Genomic DNA, 22,359 nt, shown 5'->3' with positions numbered 1-22,359 from the left:
CGAGCGCGGCTCGGTCGGATTTCCATCTCGATATAGCACGTCCCGGCGCGCTTTTCACGTGTCGCTGCGGCAAAAAATGCCAAGGCGTGCGAACGGACGCGCCGCGCCGACGACCAGCGGAGCTCGCCCACCCATGCCCGATGCGTCCCGATCCGCAGGCTTGCTGCGCCGCGATAGCCAACCGGCGCTCGCCTATGCGCGCTGGACCGGTCGCGGTCCGACCCTTGTCTGGCTGGGCGGCCTGCGCTCGGACATGACGGGAACCAAGGCCGAGGCGCTGGACGCCCTGGCGAGCCGGGAAGGCTTCGGCTTCCTGCGATTCGATTATCGCGGGCATGGCACGTCGGAGGGCCGGTTCGAGGACGGCACGATCACGCTCTGGACCGAGGATGCGCGAGAGGCGATCGCGGCACTGGCACCCGAGGGGCCGGTGATCCTCGCGGGATCCAGCATGGGGGCGTGGATCGCGTTGGGGCTTGTGGGACCGCTGCGAACCGAGGGGCGCAACCCGGCGGTGGCGCTGCTCCTCCTGGCGCCCGCGCCCGACTTCACGACGCGGCTCGTGGAGCCGAACCTCACCGACACGCAGCGTCGCGAACTCGAGGAAACCGGACGTTTCGTCGAGCCGTCCCCCTACGGCGAGGGCATGGTCTACACCCGTGAGCTGATCGAGGACGGGCGCGCCGCTGCGGTGATGACCGGTCCGATCGATCTCGGCGGCGTGCCGGTCCGCATCATACAGGGAATGGAGGACCGCGAGGTTCCTCCCAGTCATGCGCTCGACCTGGCCGCCTTGCTGCCGAGCGAGAACGTCACGATGACACTGGTTCCAGGGGGCGACCATCGTCTGTCCGAGCCCGAAGATCTGCAGCGCATGGAACAGGCGGTTCTCGATCTTCTGAAGGAGGTCGCCGCGCTCGCGTGACGGCGGCGCGACGGATTCGTGACGGATCGGCAACAGAGCGGTCGTCCCGTATCGAAGCGTCCCATTGAAAAATCGGCGCAAATGCCTTGCCCTTCGGCACATGGCTTCCATTTTGCGCGCCGCAACGCCGCTTTCGCGCCAGCTTCACGGCGATCTGCCGATTGACAGCTTTTTGCGTCGCACTCACGATGGGCTTCGAGCGGGAAACGGGCCGCTCGATCGACGGAGATCGCGATGATTTTTCGGCGCGTGTTCGGCGCAGCGCTCCTGCTTTGCCTTTTTTCCGGCTCGGCCTCGCAGGCAGCACCGGCCGTCATGCCCATCGGCCATCCGACGAAACAGCCGTTCGGTCATTTCGCCTATTGTCAGGAACAGCCGCGCGACTGCGCTCCCCTTGCGCGCGACGACATTGCAGGCCCCATCAACCTGACGTCGCAGCTGGTGCGACTCGTCGCCGACGTGAACAGCGCCGTGAACACGCAGATCAAGCCGGCCTCCGACCAGGCGCTGTACGGCCGCGAGGAATATTGGACCCTGCCCGACAAGTCCGGCGACTGCGAGGACTTCGCCCTCCTGAAGCGCGCCCGCCTCCACGCGGCCGGCATACCGCTCTCGGATCTTCTCGTGACCGTGGTGCGCAAGCGCGACGGCACCGGTCATGCGATCCTGACGCTGCGCACGCGCCAGGGCGACTTCGTCCTCGACAATCTGGACTGGCGCGTCCTGTCGTGGCGGGATGCGCCCTACGAATTCCTGAAGCGGCAGTCGAGCGAGGATCCAGGTCTCTGGGTCGAGATCGAGTCCTCGTCTGATCCCGTGGTCAGCGCCGTCACGCCCTGACGCGTTCAGTTGCGCGAGCGGTCCTCGTCGTCGTCGGGCATCGTGTCCGCGCCGACCGAGGGACCCGGAATGACGTAGGCGCCCGACAGCCAGCGATTGAGGTCCACCGCCTTGCATCGCGGGGAGCAGAACGGAAACGTTTCACGCTCCGAGGGATGCCCGCATTCCGGACATTTGCGGCGCGGCCGCAGCGGCGTCACCTTCTCGCTCACGCGTCGACGCGGTCCGCCGGGGCAACGGTGCCGACGCCGGCTGCCGCGACCTTGAAGCCCTCGCCCTCCAGAAGGGACAGGGTCTCATAAAGCGGCAGACCCACGACATTCGTGTAGGAGCCGACCATGCGCACCACGAAGGCGCCGGCCCGGCCCTGGACGGCGTAGCCGCCCGCCTTGCCGCGCCATTCGTCGGAGGCGACGTAGAGTTCGATGTCCTCGCGCGACAGGCGCTTGAAGCGCAGGCGCGTCTCGACGAGGCGGATGCGCTCGCGGCCGCGCGGCGTGACGAGGCAGACGCCGGTGAAGACCCGGTGCGTTCGGCCTGACAGAAGGCGGAGATTGTCGACCGCCTCGTCCTCGATCTCGGCCTTAGGCACGACCTGGCGCCCGACCGCGACCACGGTATCGGCGCCCAGCACGTAGCGTCCCGTCTCGCCGCGCGCCTTGAGCGTCTCGAACGCGGCGCGAGCCTTATCGCGCGCGAGGCGCTTGGCGAGTTGGCGGGGATGCTCGGATCGCTCGGGCGTCTCGTCGAGATCGGCGGGCAGGAGGCGCTCGGGCTCGATGCCGATCTGCTGAAGCAGTTCCAGGCGCCGCGGCGAGCCGGAAGCCAGAACCAGTGCACTGCCGCCCATCTGGAGACCCTTCGGGCTACTTGAAGCGGTAGGTGATGCGGCCCTTGGTCAGGTCGTAGGGCGTCATCTCCACCAGGACCTTGTCGCCCGTCAGCACGCGGATGCGGTTCTTGCGCATGCGGCCGGCCGTGTGGGCGATGATCTCGTGTTCGTTCTCGAGCTTGATGCGGAAGGTCGCGTTGGGCAGGAGTTCGGTGACGACCCCCGGAAACTCGAGAACTTCTTCTTTCGCCATGCGTGCTTTAAACCTTCAGGGCGGGTCGGCTGGCCCGAAGGTCGGCGCGATCCAGAGCGGCCGCTCGCTCAGCGAAGCGGTCAACATATCGGGAATGTCGGCCCTAGATCGTTGTTCGCGGCGCAAAAAGCAAGCGCCGCGCACGAAATCGGATGGGGACGACGCCGCTCAGCCGCTGATGCGCTCGATCTCCGCGCCGCAGGCGCCGAGCTTCTCCTCGAGCCGCTCGAAGCCCCGGTCGAGATGGTACACACGGTTCACCACCGTCTCGCCGTCCGCGACGAGACCGGCGATCACCAGACTGACGGAAGCCCGAAGGTCGGTCGCCATGACCGGCGCGCCGACGAGGCGCGGCACGCCCTCGACGCGGGCCATCTGACCGGACAGCGAGATCTTGGCGCCGAGGCGAGCCAACTCCTGCACGTGCATGAACCGGTTCTCGAAGATGGTCTCGGTGATATGCGCGACACCGTCGGCGCGCGTCATCAGCGCCATGAACTGCGCCTGGAGATCGGTGGGAAAGCCCGGGAACGGATCGGTCACGACATCCACGGGGCGAATGCCGTTGCCGTTGCGGTAGACGCGCATGCCGTTCGGCGTGTCGGTGATCTCGGCGCCGGCGTCGCCGAGCGCGGTCAACGCGGTCTGCAGAAGATCGGTGCGGGTGCCCTCGAGCGTCACGTCGCCGCCCGTCATCGCGACCGCCATCGCGTAGGTGCCGGTCTCGATGCGGTCGGGCAGGACGCGGTGCCGCGCGCCCGACAGCGCCTCGACCCCCTGGATCGTGATGGTGGAGGTGCCGGCGCCCTCGATCCGCGCGCCCATCGCGTTGAGGCACTGGGCGAGATCGACGATCTCGGGCTCGCGCGCCGCGTTCTCGATCACGGTCTCGCCCTTGGCGAGCGAGGCCGCCATCAGCATGACGTGGGTCGCACCGACCGAAACCTTCGGGAAGGTGTAGCGGTTGCCCTTGAGGCCGCCCGGCGCCTCGGCCACGATATAGCCGGCGTCGATGTCGATCTCGGCGCCCAACGCACGAAGGCCATCGATGAAGAGATCGACCGGCCGCGTTCCGATCGCGCAGCCGCCCGGCAGCGAGACGCGGGCCTTGTGGCAACGCGCCAGGAGCGGTCCGATCACCCAGAAGCTCGCGCGCATCTTCGAGACCAGCTCGTAGGGCGCCGTGGTGTCGACGATCGTGCGGGCGGTGAAGTGGATCGTGCGGCCCGAGCCGGCGCTCGAAGTCGCCAGGCGCTTGCCCGAGACCGTGTAGTCGACGCCATGATTGCCGAGAATGCGAATCAGCTGCTCGACGTCGGCCAGATGCGGCACGTTCTCGAGCGTCAGCGTGTCGTCGGTCAGAAGCGAGGCGATCATCAGCGGCAGGGCCGCGTTCTTGGCGCCCGAGATCGGGATCGTCCCGTTGAGGGCGTTGCCGCCGCGAATACGAATGCGGTCCATGAAGTCCCCTGTACCCCGCCCCGGTCGCGCGCTTCGTAAGCTCGCGAAAGTTTGCGTCCTACACGAGCCATGACAGTGCGGCAAATAGACGACCCGACGCGGCCGGCATCAATGCGGGCGCAGAACGGCATCCAATCCGAAGAGAACCAAGCCCACGATCGCGATCCGCCAGAAGTCGCCGCGCCGCCTGAGGCCCGGCCAACCAAGCGGCCGCCACAGGTGAAACGCCATCAGGGCGATCAGGAGAACCGAGAAGAGCTTGTTCATGCCGCCCACCCTTAGCGGCGCGACGGGCCTGCTCACAAGCGGGAGGCCCGGCTCGGGGGAGAAGCCGGGCCTCGTGCGGGGCCGAACGCAAGGGACAATCGCGGCCCCGCCGGGGTGACGGGCCGTCAGCCCATCTTGGGCATCAGAACCGAGCCGATGACGTGGACGACGCCGTTGGCCTGCTTGACGTCCGGGGTCTGGATCGTCGCGCCCTTGCCGGACTGGTCGATCACCACGAGGCGCTTGCCCTGCATCTTCACCGTGAGCGGGGCGCCCTCGACGGTCTTGAGGTGCACCTCGCCGCCGTTGCGGCGGGCCTCGCGCATCAGGCGCGCGGCCGTGTAGTCGCCCGCAACCACGTGGTAGGTCAGGATGTTGGTGAGCGTCTTCTTGTTCTCGGGCTTCACCAGCGTCTCGACCGTGCCCTTGGGCAGCTTCTCGAAGGCGCGATTGGTGGGCGCGAAGACCGTGAAGGGACCCTTCGAGCCGAGCGTGTCGACGAGGCCGGCGGCCTTCACGGCGGCGACCAGCGTCGTCAGGTTCGGCGCCTCGGGCGCGTTCTGCGCGATGGTCTTGTTGGCGTACATCGGCGCGCCGCCCACCATGACGGGGCTTTGCGCAAGCGCCGCACCGGCAAGGCCGACGCTGAGAATGGTGGCAGCGAGAACTGGGCGCAGCTTCAGCATGATCGTCTCGTCCTTCCCTTGGTCGAGCCTGCCGTCCCGGCGGCCCGTTGCGGGGGAAGCTACGAAGCGGGCTTGCAAGGCGGATGCATGCCACGCGAAATTTTTTCGCAACAGCGATCCGTCAGATGGCGCCGAGCGCCCCTTGCCCGATCACGGGACCCGTCGGAGCGCCGGTCGGGGATCCGCCTGCCGGCTCCATGGACACCGCCAGAGCGCCGCCGGGCGCGTTCATCGAGCCGACCCGCCGCGACACCAGATCGATCCGCAGCGGCTCGTCGCCGTCCAGAACGCCAAGCGAGATCGGCACGCCGCCCGGCGGCACGAACCAGAGTTCCGGCACGTGTCCGGGTTCGCTGTGCATGGCGAGGGGAACCAGCGTCGCCTGCCCGGTCGCGGGATCGAGCACGGCCGCCAACAGCGCGACGCCGTCGGCGTTGCTGACGCGGGCGGCGAGTGTCTGAGTCGGCGCGGACGGCGCGGAAACGAGAACCGCGATCGCCGCAAGACTCGCGGCCAGAAGGCCGCCGGTGCCGATCGCAGCGCGACGCCACCAGGGCGAAACGCCCAGCCTCGGGTCGTTGGCGGCCTGTCGCGTGCCCATGCGCGGCAGGCTCGCCTCGACGGCACTCCATACCGTGCCCGAGGGCGCAACCGGCCCGACACCGTCGAGAAGCGGCGACAGGCGCTCGTTCCACTGCTCCACCGCGCGGGCGAAGGCCGGGTCCGACCGAAGGCGGCGCTCGGCATCGCGACGCTCGGCGCCCGACAGCGCACCCAGCGCGTGTTCGGCGGCCAGCATCTCGTCCTCGCCCATCTCTGCGGGCCCAAGCGGATCGCTCATGCCTCGAGGCATCCCTTCAGTCGTTGCAGGCCACGCCGCACGATGCTCTTGACCGTGCCGAGCGGCATGGCGCCGGCGCGCGCCAGGTCATCATAGGTGCGTCCGCCAAAAAAAGCCGAGGCGATCAGGTCGCGCGAACGGACGTCAAGCTCGCCCAGGCAACCGCGAAGGCGCACCGCCTCCTGCCGCCCTTCCAGCAGCGACAGGGCGTCCGGTGCCTCGTCGGGCAACGCCTCGGCCGCTTCGACGGGTGCTGAGTCACCGCGGCTACCGCGCTGGCGCAGACGGTCGATCGCGCGATTGCGGGCGATGGTCGCCAGCCACGTGATCGGGCTCGCGCGCGCTGGATCGAACCGGTCCGCCTTGTTCCAAACCGCGATGTATACGTCCTGCAGCACGTCCTCGGCCTCGTCCCTGTCTCCCAAGATACGAAGGCAGATGCCCAGAAGTTTCGCGGACGTCAGATCATAGACGTCGCGCAGCGCTGTGCGTTCGCCCTCGCCCACGGCGACGAGACGCCGGGCCAGATGCTCGCGGGCCGATGGCGGTGCGGTCATGCGGATCGCTCGTAACCTCCCGAACCGGGTCCCGGCTACGAACCGGCTCCCGGCTCCGCTTGTCGTTCGGAGCGTGCCACAACGCAAGTGGGCGCTTGCGGGAACCGGCGGGCGCGCCGCGTGATTTCGCCTCTGACGCGCCTTTCGCGCACCGCCACAGGAGAGATCCATGTCCGCGATCCGGACCGAACACGACACACGCCCGATCAACGTCCTCTTCCACGACGCCGTGATCGCCTCGACCAAGCGGGCGGTCCTCTTGCACGAGAACGGGCGCGACCCGGTTGTCTACATACCGCGCGACGATGTCGAGATGGCGTTCCTGCACGAGAGCGACCGTCGCACGACCTGTCCGCACAAGGGCGAGGCGCGCTACTGGAACATCTCGGCCGAGGGCTACGGCGAGACGGATGCGGCCTGGAGCTACGAGACGCCCAAGAGCGGGGCCGAGGACATCGCCGGGCATATCGCCTTCTATCCCGACAAGATCCGCATCGCGATCGGCCAGGCCGTCTAGACGTCCGGCGCGCCTCGCCGGCCGTCGAGCGCGAACAGCATGGCGCCGCCCAGAAGCGCGGCGGCGCCGCCGATGACGGATGTCCCGCCATAGGTCGTGACATGCGTGCCAAAGGCGAAAATCGCCGCACAGATGCCGCCGCTCATGAAGAAGTTCACGGAGATCAGCGACGAACCGAGACCCGGTCGCCCGCGCATCAGGTCTTGCAGGTAGGTGATGGGAATGCTGATCAGCGCGGCAGCCGCAAAGCCACTCAATAGCGTCAGCGCATAGACGTGCCAGGGTGCTGTGGAAAGGCCGAGAAGTGCGAGATAGATTGCATAGAGTACGGTGCCGGCGACCAGCGCGCGCACCGAGTTGATCCGCCGCTGGATGCGCGTCCAGACGAAGATGAACACGACTTCCAGCGCCGCCACGATGCCGACCACGATGCCGATATCGGCGACCGTGCCCTCGGCCGCCCCGGTCACGATCAAGGGCAGGACGGCGCCGTTGACGTGCAGCGCCGAGCAGACGAGCGCAAGCGCGATCATGCGCAGGGCGACGCCTGCCGACAGGATCGAGGAGAGCGCGGAGCGATCGGGCACTGCGGCCCCGATCTCGCGCGCGGCGCCCCGCGCCTCGCGCGGCAGCATCACGACGATCACCAGAAGCAGCACGAGCGCGGCCAGAGCCGAGATGAGGTAGGCCGGCAGCATGCTGGCGCGGCCCGTCAGCGCGAGCGCCGTCAGTCCCGGCACGAGAACCCAGGAGAGCGAGAGCGCCGCGCGCACCGTGGAGTTCACGGCACCGGCCGCGTCGCCGTCGAGCCGGTCGGTCGCCACGCGCACAGTGGCAAACAGGAGCCCGTTCACGGCACCGTAGACCGGTGAAAAGACGAGGCCTGACACGACGAAGCTCGCCTGGCTCGGCACGAGGTAGATGAGCGCCGCGCCCACGACGCCGAAGGCGCTGGTCGCGATCATCAGCGAGCGCGTGCGCCCAAGCCTGTCGGCCAGCATGCCGACCGCGACGCTGACGACGACGTTCACCGCCGCCGACAGGAGGATCAGCGCGGCGTAGACGCCGTTGGCCAACCCCAGTTCCCGAATGCCGACCACCGACTGGTAGGGCGCAGTGGCCGCGCCCGAAAAGCCGAAGAAGAAGATCGCGATCATCGCCGCGCGCACGCTCGGCTCGCGGAAGGCGAGCGCCAGCGGTTTGCCCCGCGCGGCGGCCTGCGCCGCCACGCGTTCGTCTTCGATGGCCCGGCTGTTCATGATCGGCTCTGGTCTAGACCCAGCGCGCGGAAAGGCGCGGCTCCGGCTCGTACGCGAAATCACGCTGGAATGGGAAGTGGGGTCCGACACGCCGATCATTGGCCAAGCGCGGAATATCCTGGTTCACGACGCCGTCGGTCAGCGCCATGAGGTTGGGATTGGCGATCGGCGCGAGTTCCGGCGACAGGTAGCCGGACTTCACCACCAGAAGCCGCTCGGCTTGCGGGTCGAGACCGAGGCGTCGGAAGTCCTCGATGTTGTGGTAGGGGCGGCGCCGCGCGGCCAGCACGACGCGTACGCCTCCCGTTTCCACGACCGCCTGCCGTTCGGAGCCAAGACCGGGATCGTCGAGCCGCAGAACCTTGGCATCGACCTTGGCCGGACGGCTGGATTTGTCGAGCGTCGCGCCGATCGACAGCGCGACCATAGCCCCCTCGCCCGCCGCAAAGCACGCCTCCACAGCCGGCTGGTCCGCGATGCCGGCGAGAAGAGCACCCTGCCAGTCGCGCGCGAGCAAGGCGTTGAGAACATCCGTCCGATCGCCGACGCCGCCGCCGGTCGGGTTGTCGCCGGAATCGGCGAAGATCACCGGACGGGTCGTAGCGGCTTCGGCAATGCGCAGCATCTCGTCGAGCGGTCCCGTGACCGGTCCGAAGCCGAAGCCCTCGCGGGCGTTCCAGTAGCTTCGTGCGATCTCCGTCGCCGCCCCGCGCGCGGCCTCGCGATCCGTTCCGGTGACCACCGCGCAAGCGGTCGCACGCGGCTCGTCGGCCCAGACGTAGCCGATCATCAGGTTCGCGTCCCACACGCCGTCGCGTCGGTCGAAGCTGGGCAGCGCCGCGTAGAGCGAGCGCGCCGGTTCGTCCTCGGTCGAGGTGCACTCGCCCGGCAGGAGCACCGGCACCTTCGCCCAGGCGACGCCCGGCCGCTCGCCCGAGCGCAGCGTGCGCAGGAGCATGTCCCAGGCGCGGACCATGGTCTCGCGCGTGTCGATATGAGGGGCGGTGCGGTAGGCGGCGAAGATGTCGAGGCCATCCACCACGCGCTCGCTGACGTTGCCGTGGAGGTCGTAGCTCGCCGCCACCACGCAGCGCTCACCGACCACCGCACGTGCCGCGCTCACCCAATCGCCCTCGGCATCGTCCATGCCGACGACATTCATCGCGCCGTGCAGCGCGAGGTAGAGCCCGTTGAGCGGCAGCGCCGCCCGGAGGCCGTTCAGGAACTCGCGCTTGAATCCCTCATAGGCCTCGCGTTCCACCGGCCCGCCGGGCACGGCCCGGGCGTGGAGGAGCGGACGAAGGTCGACATCCTCCGCCTGCGCCAGAAAGGAGAAGGCCTCGGCCTGCGGCAGGGCCTCCCCGCGAAACACGCGGAAGTCCTCGGCCGCGATGGTGGCCGGAGAGTAGGTCGAGCATTCCGTGTGGATGCCGCCGACGGCGATGCGGAAGATGGCTGTCACAGCTTCGGTCCCAGCGGCGCCAAGGTGCAGAAGCGATCCCAGCTCTTGTTCTCGCGCGGCGACCAGGCGGACTCGGCGATGGCGTAGAGACGCGGGAAGACGAGGTGGTTGAAGTAGTCGCGGTTCAGGAAATGCTCACTCCAGATGCAGGCCTGGATGCCCTTGAGCCGGTCGCGCAGCTCTTCCGGCAGGTCGCCCTCGGCTTCGTAGCCGTAGGTATGCGCCGGCGGCACGGTGCCGGCCCAACTCGCGCCCGGCTCCTGCCAGGCCTCGTCCTGCACCATGTCGAGATAGTAGGCCTGGCCCGGCGTCATCACGACGTCGTAGCCCGCGCGTGCCAGCTCGATGCCGACCTCGGGCTTCTCCCAGGCCATGAGGAGCGTTCCCGCCGGATCGACGCCGCCGCCATGGGCCACCTCGTTCCAGCCGGCCAGTTGCTTGCCGCGCGCCTGGAGCATCGCCTGGACGCGGGCGAGGAACCAGCTCTGCAGCTCGAACGTGCCGGACAACCCCGCGCGTGCCATGACCTCCTTGGCCTTGGGCGAGGCCAGCCAGGCGCCGTCCGCCACCTCGTCGCCGCCGACGTGGACGTAGCGGCTGGGGAAGAGCTCGGCCATCTCGTCCAGAACCGTTTCCAGGAACGGGTAGGTCGCCTCGATGCCGGGGTTCAACGCGTTGTTCGGGTAGCCCTGCACGGAGTGGTAGCTCTCCGGCGCCTCCTGGCCGTCGGTGAGATCGGGCAGCGCGACCAGCGTCGCCGCGTTGTGGCCGGGGATGTCGATCTCGGGAACCACCTCGACGTGGAGCGCGGCCGCATGAGCCACGACGCGGCGAACGTCGTCCTGGGAGTAGAAGCCGCCGACCGGCTCGGCGCCGTTGCCGAGCTGCGGCTTCAACGGCTCGTCGGGCCCGCGCAGGACGCCGGTCGTGGTGAGCTCGGGATAGGCGCGGATCTCCAGACGCCACGCCTCGTCGTCGGTCAGGTGCCAGTGCAGGACGTCGAGCTTTGCCCAGGCCATGATGTCGACGAGGCGCAGGACGTCGGCGACCGGGTAGAATTGACGTGACACGTCGAGATGGCAGCCGCGCCAGCCGTAGCGCGGCGCGTCCTCGATCACGCCGGATGCGGGAAAGCGGAAGCGCTCGCGGTCGGCACGGGCCGCGCGCAGCATCTGCGCAAGGCTCACCAGCGCGTGCTGCCGACCGGCGGACCCTCCGGAGCGCACCACGATCGCGTCGCCGAACTCGACCGCGTAGGCTTCCGCGCCCATCGAAGCCTCCGTCTGGAAGCGGATCGCACGGGTTCCCGGCGCGGGCACCAGGCGGAACGGCACATGATCGACCGGGAAGAGGCGCTGGAAGAGCGCGAGCGCGGCATCGACGGCCAGAACGTCCTGCGCAGCGCTCCCCTCTTCCGGGTGAAGCGCGACGGGGACCGCTTCGCCCGGCTGCAGCGCCACGCGGCGCGGCCAGGGCAGAAGGGCGAAGGGTTGATCGAGGTGGCCCTGCGGCAGGCGCGGAGGCGGCAACTCGCTGGGGGCGCCCGCCAGCATGCAGTCGGCGACGGCGACGGCGTGGTGCCGTCCGGCCGCATCCGTCAGGTAGGCCGACTTCGGTCCGTCGGTGCGATGGCGCGCGGGACGGTGCAATCCGCCGACCGAGAAGCGCCACGTCTCGCCGGGCGCGAGGCGGAAGCCCTCTGGCGGCGCATAGGCATGGTAGTTCGCGTCGCGCTCGACGAAGCGCGCGTTGCGGCAGGCGGCGCGGTCGATGACCCGCGTCAGAGCCGTATAGGCGACCTGGAAACGCTCCAGCGTCTCGACGCCAAGGTTCACCAGCGCGAAGTCGAAGCGACCGTTGGGCGCTTCCGAGGCGTCCCAGGTCGATTCCAGCCGGAAGCTCGGGGTCATCGCGTGTCCTTTCCGTAGAGCATGTTCGGGTTCGTCAGTCGCCAAGCAGCTGGCGATCGTCGCCGTCGCGCGTCGCCACGAGGTGCCGCTTGATGCGCCGGAGCGTCGCGGTCGCCTGCGGCTGGCGCCGGTAGGCGACGAGGCTCGCCAAGATGTCGACGAGCGCGAGATAGGCGAGACGTGTCGAGGTCGGCCGGTAGATGTTGTCGCCTTCCGGCAGGCTGACCGGCACGGCGATCTCGGCCGCCGCCGCCACGGGGCTGTCGCCCTGCGTCAGGGCGATCGTGCCGGCGCGGTTGTCGCGCGCGAGCTCAAGGGCGCGCTTGACCTCGGTGTTGCGGCCCGAGAAGGAGGAGGCGATCACGACGTCGCCGGGTGCGACGGCCGCGGCCATCATCGCCTGCATGGCGTGGTCGGCGCTCGCCGTCACGCGAAGACCGAGGCGAAACAGTCGGTTCTGAATCTCGAGCGCGATCAGCGACGAGTTGCCGCCCGAGCCGAAGGCGTAGATCATCTCCGCCCCCGCGAGCCGGTCGGCCGCGGCCTCGACGGCCGACAGATCCAGCGAGCGATGCAGAAGGAACAGGGCGTCCTGCGCCTTCTCCACGATCTCCTTGGCGACGTCTGCGGTCGCGCGGCTCTGCGGCTCGGAGCGGAGATATCGCAGACCGACATAGGCGGTCCGGGCGAGTTGGACCTTGAAGTCCGAGAAGCTCTCGCAGCCGAGCCGGCGGCAGAAGCGCGTGACGGTGGGCGGCGAGACGTCGGCGCGGCTGGCCAACTCGATGATCGACGCGTTCACCGCGAACTCGAAGTCACCCAGAAGCAGGTCGGCGATGCGTGTTTCAGCGGGCGACAGACGTACCCGCTCGTCCTGCAGCGCCGAGAAGATGTCCACCGCCCCGACCCTACCGAGCCTTGTAGGCCACGCAGTCGATCTCGACCTTGCAGTCCACCATCATGGACGACTGAACGCAGGCCCGCGCGGGCGGATGGGCGCCGAAATACTCGGCATAGACGCCGTTGAAGCTCCAGAAGTCGCGGGGGTCGTCGAGCCAGACGCCGACGCGCACGACATCCTCCAGCCCGTAGCCAGCCTCGGTGAGGATGGCGACGAGGTTCCGCATGGTGGTGTGCGTCTGCTGGACGATGCCGCCCGGCACGATCTCGCCGTTCTCCATCGGCACCTGACCCGACACGTAGAGCCACCCGTCGGCCTCGACCGCGCGGGCGAACGGCAGCGGCTTGCCGCCCGCACCCGTTTCGCCAGTTCCGTACCGCTTGAGCGCCATGGCCGCCCCCATGCAAATTATTTTCGCGTCTCGTTGACAGCCGACCATGATCGACGGATTTTTGCCAGTGGAAACCGCCGTTCTGAAAATTTTTTAAGTGCGCCCGTCGATGCGAGACCCGTTCGCTAACCCGTTTTCCTCCGCCGACGCGGATCGGCACGCCATCTGGCAGATGCTGGTCGAGCGCGACATCGACGCCTTTCTGGCAGGCGACTGGGCTGCCGTGTCGGGCGATTTCGTGGACGCCGAGTTTTCGGCGATCGATGCGCGCCGGCTGCCCGATCCCGCGGACTGGCGCCTCGCCTTCCCGACGCTCGATGCCTATCGTCGCGAATGGCTGCGGCAGGCCCAAGGCTTCTCGCGCCTTCGCTTCGCGGAAGACCCGCGCGACGCAATCTTCCGAACCACCCGGCTCGAGGCCGTCCAGATCGACGGTGACCGCGCGCTCGCCCGCAAGTGCTTCGACGGCGGCATCCGGCTGGCGGACGGGTCGTTCGACGCGATGAACTGGCAGACGCTCTACCAGTGCCGCCGGACCGGCGACGGTTGGCGCATCACCGGCTTCGTGGGCTACCTGCCCTACCCGATGCCCAAGGGCTGACGCCCTCGACGGAGGGCCTGCGCCTTGCGAATCTTCACCGCCGCGCTCGCCACGGAAACCAACACGTTCTCGCCGATCTGCATCGATCGCCGCGCCTTCGAGGCCTCGCTCTATGCGCCGCCCGGCCGTCACCCGGAGACGCCGACGCTCTGCACCGCGGTCGTCACGGTGGGGCGAGCGGAAGCGCGACGCCGCGGCTGGACCTTGATCGAGGGCACGGCGGCCTGGGCGGACCCGGCCGGGCTTCTGAACCGAGAGGCCTACGAGTCCCTGCGCGACGAGATCCTCGGGCAGTTGCGCGCCGCCCTGCCGGTGGATGCCGTGCTTCTCGGGCTGCACGGGGCGATGGTCGCGGACGGCTACGAGGATGCGGAAGGCGACCTTCTGGAACGCGTGCGCGCGATCGCGGGACCCGGCGCCCTGATCGGAGCGACGCTCGATCCGCACAGCCACCTGACGCGTCGACGCGTTGCGGCGAGCGACCTTCTCGTCGCCTTCAAGGAATTCCCTCATACCGATTTCGTCGACGCCGCCCGCGATCTCTGGCGCCTGGCGGGTGATGCGCTGGAGAAGCGCGTGCGCCCCGCCATCAGCGTCTTCGACTGCCGCATGATCGACGTCTTTCCGACCTCTCGCGCCCCGATGCGCGGCATCGTCGACGACATGCGGCGCACCGAACGGGACGATCCCCTGGTCCTGTCGATCTCCGTGATCCATGGTTTCATGGCGGGCGACGTCCCGGAGATGGGTACCAAGGTCCTCGTCGTGACCGACGGTGCGCAGGCCCATGGCGACGCGCTGGCGCGGCGGATCGGGCTCGAGCTCTTCCGTCATCGCGGCACGTTCATGGTGCCCCAGATGGGGCCCGAGGACGCCACGCGGCGCGCGACCGCTGCGGCGCGCGGCCCCGTCGTGATCGCCGACGTCTGGGACAATCCGGGCGGCGGAACGGCTGGCGATGCGACGGTGATCCTCACTGAGCTGATGCGGCAGGGCGCCGAAGGCGTCGCGGTCGGAACGATCTGGGACCCCGTCGCCGTATCCATCTGCATGGCGGCCGGCGAAGGCGCCACCATACCGCTGCGCTTCGGCGCGAAGTCGGCGCCCGGTACGGGGAACCCGATCGACGCACGGGTCGAGGTGGTGCGGCTTGCGCGCGATGCGCAGATGCGGTTCGGAGAGAGTCTCGCGCCGTTTGGCGATGCCGCTCATATCCGCTTGCCGGACGGGACCGACGTCATCCTCAACACGGTCCGCGCGCAGAGCTTCGATCCGAGTCTTTTCACCGCGCTGGGGATCGATCCCGCGGCGAGGCGAATCCTCCTGATCAAGTCCACCAACCACTTCCATGCGGCCTTCGCACCGATCGCCAGCGAGATCCTCTACTGCTCGGCGGGAACGCCCTATCCCAACGATCCCGCCCGCACGCCCTACCGTCGCGCGCCTCGTGACATCTGGCCCATCACGGACGATCCTCACGCCGGATCGGAGTATAGCGCATGAGCACCATCGAGACCGACTTCCTGCCCGCCGTCGGGACACCGCTCGACGCGGTCTCGACGCCGCGCGCCGTGATCGACGAGGCACGGGTGGAGCGCAACGTCCAGCGCGTCCAGGACTACATGGACGCGCACGGGCTGCGCTTTCGACCCCACATCAAGACGCACAAGATCCCGGCCCTCGCCCACCAGCAGTTGGAGGCCGGCGCGGTCGGCATCACCTGCCAGAAGGTCAGCGAGGCCGAAGCCTTCGCCAGCGAGGGTGTCGAGGACATCCTCATCACGTTCAACATTCTGGGTCCCGGGAAACACGAGCCGCTCCGACGCCTCAACGAGCGCGTGGCCCGCCTCACGGTCGTGGCGGACAGCCGCGCCACGGTGGAGGCGCTGGGCGCAGCCTTCCGCGACGCGGTCAAGCCGCTCACGGTTCTGGTGGAATGCGACACGGGCGGCGGGCGCTGCGGCGTCCAGGCGCCTGCGGACGCTCTCGACCTCGCCCGACGCATCGCGGCGGAACCGGGACTGCGGCTCGGCGGCATCATGACCTTTCCGCCTGGCGATGCGCACGGGAGCGTCGAGCGCTTCCTGTCGGACGCAAGAGCGATGCTGGAGACGGCTGGCCTCCCCTGTCCGGTCGTCAGCAACGGCGGCACGCCCGGCGTCTTCCAGGCGCATCTCGTGCCCAGCGCGACGGAGCACCGCGCCGGCACCTACATCTATAACGACCGCTCGATGGTGCGGGCCGGCGCCTGCGGCTGGGACGACTGCGCCATGCACGTGCTGGCGACCGTCGTCTCGCGGCCGACGCGCGAGCGCGCGGTGATCGACGCCGGCTCCAAGGCGCTGACCTCGGATCTGCTCGGCTTCCGGGACTATGGCCATGTCGAGGATTGGCCGGAGGCGCGGATCGCATCGCTCTCCGAGGAGCACGGCGTCCTCGACCTGTCGGCCGTGACGGGCGAAGGGCCGGCGATCGGCGACGTCCTGCGTATCGTGCCGAACCACACCTGTGTGGTGTCGAACCTCTTCGATCACGTCGTCTTCCACCGCGACGGACGCGTCACGCAGGTCGTTCCGGTCGCCGCGCGAGGTCTGGTCTGGTAGCGCCTCAGGCGGCCGTGAAGAGCTTCGGATCGATCGCCGTCAGCTCGACACGCCGCTCGAACGCCTGCCCCGCGCTATCGAAGAGATGGCAGTCCGCCGCGCGGATGGTGGCCCGCATCGGCTCGCCGACCTTGACCGCCGCAGCGCCGGGCAGCATCGCGCAGAAGTTCTCTTCTCCCCCGCCGATCGAGGCGTAGGCGACCGTCTGCGCGCCCAGGCGTTCGATGACCGTCGGCACGAGGTCGAGGCGCAGATCTCCCTCGCCGGTCCCCACATCCTCCGGTCGCACGCCCAGCGTCATCGCCTGACCCTCGACGGCGGCATGGGGCCGCACGGGCACGAGAAGTCGCTGGCCGCGGTACTCGACCTCGACGCCGCCCTCCGACACGCCCCGGCACGTGACGGGGATCGTGTTCATGCGCGGGTTGCCGATGAAGCCGGCGACAAAGAGGTTGGCGGGCTTGTGATAGAGTTCGAGCGGCGCGCCGATCTGCGAGATCTCGCCGGCGTTCAGCACCACGATCCGGTCCGCCATGGTCATGGCCTCGATCTGATCGTGGGTGACGTAGATCATGGTGGCGCGCAGCTGGCGGTGGAGCTTGGCAAGCTCGATGCGCATGTCGCCGCGCAACGCCGCATCAAGGTTCGACAGCGGCTCATCGAACAGGAAGATCTTGGGCTGGCGCACGATGGCGCGACCGATCGCGACGCGCTGGCGCTGGCCGCCCGACAAGGCGCCGGGGCGCTGCTGAAGGCGCTGGTCGAGATGGAGGATGCGCGCGGCATGGTTGACGCGCTCGGCGATCGTCTCCTCCGCCATGCCCTCGACGCGCAGGGGAAAGGCGATGTTCTCGAACACCGTCATGTGCGGGTAGAGCGCGTAGGACTGGAACACCATCGCGATGCCGCGCCGCACGGGCGGCAGGTCGTTGACGCGCTTGCCGTCGATCAGGAGGTCGCCGCTCGTGATCTCCTCGAGGCCCGCGATCATGCGCAGGAGCGTCGACTTTCCGCAGCCGGACGGTCCCACGAACACAACGAACTCGCCGTCGCGCACTTCGAGGCGCACGCCCTTGATGACCTCGAAGGTCTCGAAGCGCTTGCGAACGTCGACGAGGTTGAGCTGACCCAAGGGCTTAGAACTCCGACCGTGAAAGGAACGAGGTCCGGGGCCGCTCGACGCGGTCCCGGACCAGCAGGGGTGACCTTACTTGAAGCGCTCGATCTCGGCGGACGCGGTCTTGATCGCGTCCTCCGGCGTCGCCTGGCCGGTGACCACCGACTGGACCATCGTGATCATGGCGTTCTGAAAGCCCTTGTAGTCCGTGAACAGGGGCTCGGGACCGCCCGACTTGATGCCGTCGATGAAGGGCTTCCAGTCCGGGTTCTCGGCGACGAACTTGTCGACGTTGGCCGAGGGGCGCAGCGGCACGAGGCCGTCGTCACCGGTCAGCTCGTATTCCTCCTGCACCGCGGGCGCGGTGATGTACTTTGCGAACTCGATCGCCTTCTCCTCGACGCCCGATCCGTTGAAAACCGCCAGACTGTCGGTGATCAGCAGCGTGCCGGGGCCCTTGGCCTCGGGGCCGAGCGGGAGATTGGCGACGCCCCAGTCGATCTTCGTGCCCTTCAGGCGGGGAATGGCGCCGGTCGAGTTGTGGATCATGCCGATCTGCCCGTCGAGGAAGATCGCGCGAACCTCGTTCTGCTCGTACGCGGTCGGGCCTTCCTCGGAATAGGGCGTGATATCCTTCACGGCCTTGAGGGCCGCCAGAACCTCGGGGCTGTCGAGCGTGACGTTGCCCTCGGCGTCGGTGATGCGCCCGTTGTTGGTGTACACCCAGTGCAGGAACTGGTGCATCGTGTTGTCGAAGGTCTTGGCGACGAGACCGAAGCCGGCCTTGCCGGTCTTCTCCTTGATGGTCTTGGCCATCTCGATCTCTTCGGCCCAGGTCGTGGGCGGCTTCTCCGGGTCGAGGCCGGCCTGCTTGAAGAGGTCCTTGTTCCAGAACAGAGCCTTGGTCGAGAAGGCGATGGGAACGCCCCACTGCTTGTCCTCGAAGGTGATCGTGTCGACGATGTTGGGGAAGTAGCTCGCCTTCTCGGCATCCGTCATCGGGATCGGGACGATGAGGTCGTTCTGCGCGAACTCCTTGAGCGTGCGCGAGCCGACATAGGCCAGGCCCACCGGCGTACCGGCGGCGGCCAGCGTCGTCGCCTTGTCCTGGCACTGCTCCCAGCCCACGACCTCGGTCTTCACCTGGTCGTCCGGGTTGGCCGCGTTCCACTCGCCGATCACGCGCTGGTGGACCGGGCCGACCTTGTCGCCGCAATAGATGAAGCTGATGTCCTCGGCGCTGGCCAGAGTGGGCAGGGCGGTCGAGCCGAGAAGCGCGAACGCGCCGGCGGCCAGAAGGGAAAGGGGCGTTCTCATCGGGGCTCCCGTTGTTGGAGTTGGCGTCACGACTTCACCGCGCCGGCGGTCAGGCCCGCCACGAGGTAGCGCTGCATGAAGAAGATCAGGACCATGGCCGGGGCGATGCCCACGAAGCTGGCGGCCATGAGCTCGTTCCAGATGACCTCCTGCTTGCCGAAATAGGCGAAGAGGCCAACCGGGAGCGGCATGTATTCGGTGCGCGAGTTGAAGGTCAGCGCGTAGATGAACTGCTGGGCATAGGCGCCGATGAAGGTCGTGATGGCGACCACCGTGATGCCGGGCATGGCGATCGGCAGCACGACGCGGCGCAGCGTGTAGAGGTAGCCCGCCCCGTCCATGTAGGCCGCCTCGTGCAGCTCGCGCGGAATGCGCAGCATGTAGGTGCGCAGCAGCCAGATCGCGGAGGGGATCAGAAACGCGACCCCCGGCACGATCATGGCGAGATAGGTGTTGAGGACGCCCATCGAGCGCATCAGCCGGAACAACGGAATGATCAGCACCGCGCCCGAGAACATGTTCACCGCCAGGAAGGCGGCGAGCGTGATGCCCGCCCCCCGGAACTCGAAGCGCGCAAAGGCGTAGGCGGCCGGCACGACCAGAACCAGCACCACCGCCGTCACGCTGAACGAGATCAGGAAGGAGTTGAAGATGTACCAGCCGAAGCCCGGCACGCTGGTCCACATGGTGCGATAGGCGTCGAGCGATCCGTTCTCCGGCCAGAAGGAATAGGGCGTCGAGAACAGGAGGGAGAGAGGCTTCAGGGAAACCAGGAAGCCTTCCACGAACGGCGCGAGCACGAAGCTCAGGAAGACGGCGATGCCGCAATAGATCAGCACCACCTCCCACCAGCGGTAGCGCGAGATCATCGCCGAGCGCGTCGTCATCGCACCATCCCCTTCGACAAGCGGCTCGTGACGCGGAAGTAGAGAAGCGAGAAGACCGACAGGAACAGGCAGATCAGGACCGCGCGCGCGGCGCCCTCGCCGTAGCGCTTCGAGCCGATCGCCGTGTTGTAGGTATCGATGATCATGGTCGTGGTCTGCCCGCTCGGGCCGCCGCGCGTCAGGATCCAGATGATGTCGAAGGAGTTGAAGGTCGCGATCAGCGACAGCATCGACATGGTGATGATCGCCGGAACGATCAGCGGCAGCGTGATGCGCCGGAAGCGGTAGAAGCGCCCCGCCCCGTCGGTCCAGGCCGCCTCGTAGAGATCCTGCGGGATCGCCTGCATGGCGGCGAGCATGTAAAGGGTGACGAGAGGCACGCCGATCCAGACGTCGGTGATCACCGTCGCCCAGAAGGCGGTGCCGCCATTGGCGAGGAAGGCGACCGGACCGTCCACGAAGCCGAAGCGCTGCAGCAGGCCCGAGATCATCCCGAACTGGCCGTTGTACATCCAGCCCCACATGAAGATGCCGATCGCCATGGGCACGATCCAGGGCGGCATGGTGAGGACGCGGAACAGCGCGCGGCCGGGCACCGCGGCATTCAGCAGCGTCGCACCGAAGATGCCGATCACCATCTTCAGGGACACCGAGAAGAAGGTCCAGATAAACGTGCGCCCGATCACCTCGGCAAAGGTCGGATTGAAGATGCGCTCGTAGTTCGCCCAGCCCACCCAGTCCGAGGTGCGGCGCAGCGAGGCGTCCGTGAAGGAAAGGATCACCGTCTCGACCAACGGGTAGGCGACGATCGCGGTGACATACAGGAGAGCCGGCAGAAGCAGGGCCCAGGCGAACAGGACAGCGGTGCGCTGTGCGGTCAAGCGGATCCCTTCCCTTTACGCCGCGCGGGCCATGCGCGCCTCGTCGAAGCGATCCCAGACCGGGCGCAGATCGACCACGCTGCGCTGGGTGCGCGCCTCGTCCATCGCCAGCGCCAGGATGCCGGCCTCTAGCGCGTCGCGCGTCGAGACCGGAAGCGGACGGCCGTGCCGGACATGCGCGATGATGTCGGCCGCCATCTGCTCGTCGGCGCCGTAATGCTGCGAGAGCGCCGTCTCGTTGGCATAGGTGCGATCGATGATGCGCCGGTTGCCCATGCCCTCATGGACGTGAAGGAAACCGCGTACGAAGTCCCCTTCCGCCATGCCGCGCGAGCCCATCACGCAGAAGCGGCGAAACTGGTCGGGCACGTTCAGGTTGGTATGGAAGTTCATGCCGACCCCGTTGGCGTATTCGATGATGGCGACCTGATAGTCGATGATGTCGCCGTCGCTGTCGAACACCTTGTCGGAGCCGAGCCAGCCGCTGGGCTTGCGGTGAAAGAGCTCGAGGTCGTTGACGCCGCGCTGGGCCGGATCGTTGGCGGGCACGAAGCTCTTGCGGCCACCGAAGCTCGCCACGCGCTCGGGCCGCGCACCGACCACGCCGTTGTAGAGATCGAGGTCGTGGCAGCATTTCTCCAGCATGAACGAGCCGCTGTAGCGCTCGTAGCGCCGCCAGTCGCGCATGAAGAAGGCGCCGTGATAGGGCTCGATATGCTCGGAGGCCTCGATCGACACCACGTCGCCGATCGCGCCCTCGGCCTGCGCGGCGCGCAGGTCGCGGTAGAGCGGCGAATAGCGCAGAACGAGGCCGATCATCAGCCGATCCTCGCCGAAGCGCGCCATCAGCCGGGCCAGCTCGTAGCTCTCGTCCACGGAGATCACGACCGGCTTCTCGCAGAAGACCTTGAGGCCGGCCTCGAGCCCTTCGCGAATATGGTCGAGATGCAGATGGTTGGGCGACCCGATCATCAGGAGGTCGAGCGGACCGGCGGCGATCAGTTCGGCGAGCGTCTCGTAGCGGGTGCCGGCCGAGATGCTCTTGGCCTCCAGACCCGGCAGTCCTGCCGGCGCCGGATCGACGTAGCCCACGATATCCACGTCGCCGTCGATCGCGGTGAAGACGTGTCCAAGGTAGCCGAGACGAAATCCCAACCCTACGATGCCGACGCGCATTCCGTTGTCCGATTCCGCCTGCTGCCGTAATTTATTTTCGCACGTTGGTGCAGCGACGCAAAAACGTCAATACGGCCACGCTTCGTCAGTCAGGCGATGAAATTCATTTTCATAACGCTTGCGGTTTCGCCAAAGACTGGGGCTGCCTCATATTTGTGCAGCGCAGCGTGAGGCGATGGGCGGCAACGGCCGACGGGTTCTGGCAGGGGTGTCATTCGCCGCCCGCGGCCTAGCCTTATCCCGGAATGAAATCGGGAAACAGATCGTCATGGACATCATCCGCAACGGAACGCGCCCATCCGGGCCGGGACCAACCGACTGGTTTACGGGCAGCGTGCGCGTCGATCCCTTGTTTCAGCCGAACGAGGCCCGGCGCGCCGCCGCCGCCACGGTCACCTTCGAGCCCGGAGCGCGAACCGCGTGGCATACGCATCCGCTCGGCCAAACCCTGATCGTGACGTCGGGCGTCGGGCTCGTTCAGCGCGAGGACGGTCCCGTGGAGACCGTCGGTCCCGGCGACGTCGTCTGGTTCGAGCCGGGCGAGCGCCACTGGCACGGTGCGTCGCCGACGGTCGCGATGACGCATATCGCCATTCAGGAAAGCCTGGACGGCAAGGTCGTGGACTGGATGGAAAAGGTGAGCGACGCCGCGTATGCCGCGGCACGGTCCTAGCG

At 68.0% G+C, this 22,359-nt stretch carries 25 protein-coding genes; 7 read left to right on the top strand and 18 right to left on the bottom strand.

Annotation, left to right across the window (positions count from 1 at the left end):
* The first annotated feature begins 133 nt into the window (after window positions 1-133).
* On the top strand, window positions 134-925 hold the full coding sequence (locus BLQ76_RS01020) for an alpha/beta hydrolase (protein ID WP_090667616.1): 792 nt from the start codon (window positions 134-136) through the stop codon (window positions 923-925).
* A 234-nt stretch (window positions 926-1,159) separates the two neighbouring features.
* Window positions 1,160-1,765 carry a transglutaminase-like cysteine peptidase gene (locus BLQ76_RS01015; protein WP_090667613.1) on the top strand — a complete coding sequence of 202 codons (606 nt, stop codon included), beginning with the start codon at window positions 1,160-1,162 and terminating at the stop codon, window positions 1,763-1,765.
* 5 nt (window positions 1,766-1,770) lie between these two features.
* On the opposite strand, the gene yacG is transcribed toward BLQ76_RS01015, so the two are convergent.
* The 8 genes from yacG to BLQ76_RS00975 form a co-directional block, all read right to left on the bottom strand.
* A complete protein-coding gene (gene yacG / locus BLQ76_RS01010; protein WP_090667609.1) occupies window positions 1,771-1,977 on the bottom strand; it encodes a DNA gyrase inhibitor YacG in 207 nt (68 codons plus the stop codon).
* Entirely contained in the window at window positions 1,974-2,615 is a 642-nt protein-coding gene (locus tag BLQ76_RS01005; protein WP_090667606.1) for a Maf-like protein, read from the bottom strand. The genes yacG and BLQ76_RS01005 overlap by 4 nt, the downstream gene beginning before the upstream one ends.
* A 16-nt stretch (window positions 2,616-2,631) precedes the next feature.
* The gene (gene infA, locus BLQ76_RS01000; protein ID WP_062011982.1) at window positions 2,632-2,850 is read right to left on the bottom strand and encodes a translation initiation factor IF-1; all 219 of its coding nucleotides are present in this window, start codon (window positions 2,848-2,850) and stop codon (window positions 2,632-2,634) included.
* A 168-nt stretch (window positions 2,851-3,018) separates the two neighbouring features.
* Window positions 3,019-4,311: a UDP-N-acetylglucosamine 1-carboxyvinyltransferase gene (gene murA, locus BLQ76_RS00995; protein ID WP_090667602.1), complete on the bottom strand. Its 1,293-nt coding sequence runs from the start codon at window positions 4,309-4,311 to the stop codon at window positions 3,019-3,021.
* Window positions 4,312-4,419: 108 nt separating this feature from the next.
* Window positions 4,420-4,578 carry a hypothetical protein gene (locus BLQ76_RS21890; protein WP_090667599.1) on the bottom strand — a complete coding sequence of 53 codons (159 nt, stop codon included), beginning with the start codon at window positions 4,576-4,578 and terminating at the stop codon, window positions 4,420-4,422.
* Window positions 4,579-4,703: 125 nt separating this feature from the next.
* Window positions 4,704-5,264 (bottom strand): fasciclin domain-containing protein, encoded by a 561-nt coding sequence (locus tag BLQ76_RS00985; RefSeq protein WP_090667596.1) that lies wholly within the window; start codon window positions 5,262-5,264, stop codon window positions 4,704-4,706.
* 121 nt (window positions 5,265-5,385) lie between these two features.
* On the bottom strand, window positions 5,386-6,105 hold the full coding sequence (locus tag BLQ76_RS00980) for an anti-sigma factor (protein WP_170842415.1): 720 nt from the start codon (window positions 6,103-6,105) through the stop codon (window positions 5,386-5,388).
* Window positions 6,102-6,662: a sigma-70 family RNA polymerase sigma factor gene (locus tag BLQ76_RS00975; protein ID WP_090667590.1), complete on the bottom strand. Its 561-nt coding sequence runs from the start codon at window positions 6,660-6,662 to the stop codon at window positions 6,102-6,104. The genes BLQ76_RS00980 and BLQ76_RS00975 overlap by 4 nt, the downstream gene beginning before the upstream one ends.
* 169 nt (window positions 6,663-6,831) lie before the next feature.
* On the opposite strand from BLQ76_RS00975, the gene BLQ76_RS00970 reads away from it, so the two are divergent.
* Window positions 6,832-7,179: a DUF427 domain-containing protein gene (locus BLQ76_RS00970; RefSeq protein ID WP_090667587.1), complete on the top strand. Its 348-nt coding sequence runs from the start codon at window positions 6,832-6,834 to the stop codon at window positions 7,177-7,179.
* Here the strand turns inward: BLQ76_RS00970 and BLQ76_RS00965 are convergent.
* From BLQ76_RS00965 to BLQ76_RS00945, 5 genes are read right to left on the bottom strand one after another with little or no spacing between them, the layout of a single operon-like run.
* The gene (locus tag BLQ76_RS00965) at window positions 7,176-8,438 is read right to left on the bottom strand and encodes an MFS transporter (protein ID WP_090667583.1); all 1,263 of its coding nucleotides are present in this window, start codon (window positions 8,436-8,438) and stop codon (window positions 7,176-7,178) included. The genes BLQ76_RS00970 and BLQ76_RS00965 overlap by 4 nt on opposite strands.
* A 13-nt stretch (window positions 8,439-8,451) precedes the next feature.
* Window positions 8,452-9,891: a M81 family metallopeptidase gene (locus BLQ76_RS00960; protein WP_090669418.1), complete on the bottom strand. Its 1,440-nt coding sequence runs from the start codon at window positions 9,889-9,891 to the stop codon at window positions 8,452-8,454.
* Window positions 9,892-9,896: 5 nt separating this feature from the next.
* Window positions 9,897-11,810 (bottom strand): beta-N-acetylhexosaminidase, encoded by a 1,914-nt coding sequence (locus BLQ76_RS00955; RefSeq protein WP_090667580.1) that lies wholly within the window; start codon window positions 11,808-11,810, stop codon window positions 9,897-9,899.
* A 34-nt stretch (window positions 11,811-11,844) separates the two neighbouring features.
* Window positions 11,845-12,708, bottom strand: a complete 864-nt coding sequence (locus BLQ76_RS00950) for a MurR/RpiR family transcriptional regulator (protein ID WP_090667577.1) — start codon at window positions 12,706-12,708, stop codon at window positions 11,845-11,847.
* A gap of 10 nt (window positions 12,709-12,718) precedes the next feature.
* Window positions 12,719-13,102: a RidA family protein gene (locus BLQ76_RS00945; protein ID WP_090667575.1), complete on the bottom strand. Its 384-nt coding sequence runs from the start codon at window positions 13,100-13,102 to the stop codon at window positions 12,719-12,721.
* A gap of 109 nt (window positions 13,103-13,211) precedes the next feature.
* On the opposite strand from BLQ76_RS00945, the gene BLQ76_RS00940 reads away from it, so the two are divergent.
* Genes BLQ76_RS00940 through BLQ76_RS00930 form a run of 3 tightly spaced genes read left to right on the top strand, consistent with a single transcriptional unit; the run spans window position 13,212 to window position 16,306 of the window.
* A complete protein-coding gene (locus BLQ76_RS00940) occupies window positions 13,212-13,703 on the top strand; it encodes a hypothetical protein (RefSeq protein ID WP_090667571.1) in 492 nt (163 codons plus the stop codon).
* 24 nt (window positions 13,704-13,727) lie between these two features.
* Entirely contained in the window at window positions 13,728-15,206 is a 1,479-nt protein-coding gene (locus tag BLQ76_RS00935; protein ID WP_090667568.1) for a M81 family metallopeptidase, read from the top strand.
* On the top strand, window positions 15,203-16,306 hold the full coding sequence (locus tag BLQ76_RS00930) for a D-TA family PLP-dependent enzyme (protein WP_090667565.1): 1,104 nt from the start codon (window positions 15,203-15,205) through the stop codon (window positions 16,304-16,306). Before BLQ76_RS00935 ends, BLQ76_RS00930 begins: the two co-directional genes overlap by 4 nt.
* 4 nt (window positions 16,307-16,310) lie before the next feature.
* On the opposite strand, the gene BLQ76_RS00925 is transcribed toward BLQ76_RS00930, so the two are convergent.
* From BLQ76_RS00925 to BLQ76_RS00905, 5 genes are all read right to left on the bottom strand, one after another.
* Window positions 16,311-17,438 carry an ABC transporter ATP-binding protein gene (locus BLQ76_RS00925; RefSeq protein WP_090667562.1) on the bottom strand — a complete coding sequence of 376 codons (1,128 nt, stop codon included), beginning with the start codon at window positions 17,436-17,438 and terminating at the stop codon, window positions 16,311-16,313.
* Window positions 17,439-17,513: 75 nt separating this feature from the next.
* The gene (locus BLQ76_RS00920) at window positions 17,514-18,740 is read right to left on the bottom strand and encodes an ABC transporter substrate-binding protein (protein ID WP_090667559.1); all 1,227 of its coding nucleotides are present in this window, start codon (window positions 18,738-18,740) and stop codon (window positions 17,514-17,516) included.
* 26 nt (window positions 18,741-18,766) lie between these two features.
* The gene (locus tag BLQ76_RS00915) at window positions 18,767-19,627 is read right to left on the bottom strand and encodes a carbohydrate ABC transporter permease (RefSeq protein WP_090667557.1); all 861 of its coding nucleotides are present in this window, start codon (window positions 19,625-19,627) and stop codon (window positions 18,767-18,769) included.
* Window positions 19,624-20,508, bottom strand: coding sequence for a carbohydrate ABC transporter permease (locus BLQ76_RS00910; RefSeq protein WP_090667554.1), 885 nt, complete (start codon window positions 20,506-20,508; stop codon window positions 19,624-19,626). The genes BLQ76_RS00915 and BLQ76_RS00910 overlap by 4 nt, the downstream gene beginning before the upstream one ends.
* Before the next feature lie 15 nt (window positions 20,509-20,523).
* Window positions 20,524-21,684 carry a Gfo/Idh/MocA family protein gene (locus tag BLQ76_RS00905; RefSeq protein WP_090667550.1) on the bottom strand — a complete coding sequence of 387 codons (1,161 nt, stop codon included), beginning with the start codon at window positions 21,682-21,684 and terminating at the stop codon, window positions 20,524-20,526.
* Window positions 21,685-21,952: 268 nt separating this feature from the next.
* Here BLQ76_RS00905 and BLQ76_RS00900 point away from each other — a divergent pair, with 268 nt between their 5' ends.
* Complete coding sequence (locus BLQ76_RS00900) at window positions 21,953-22,357, top strand: (R)-mandelonitrile lyase (protein ID WP_090667547.1); 405 nt, start codon at window positions 21,953-21,955, stop codon at window positions 22,355-22,357.
* Window positions 22,358-22,359: the final 2 nt, after the last annotated feature.

The organism is Aureimonas jatrophae (assembly GCF_900104035.1).
GTDB classification, from domain to species: domain Bacteria; phylum Pseudomonadota; class Alphaproteobacteria; order Rhizobiales; family Rhizobiaceae; genus Aureimonas; species Aureimonas jatrophae.
The sequence above is the reverse complement of the archived record's forward strand: the minus strand, read 5'-3'. Positions and strand labels throughout refer to the sequence as shown.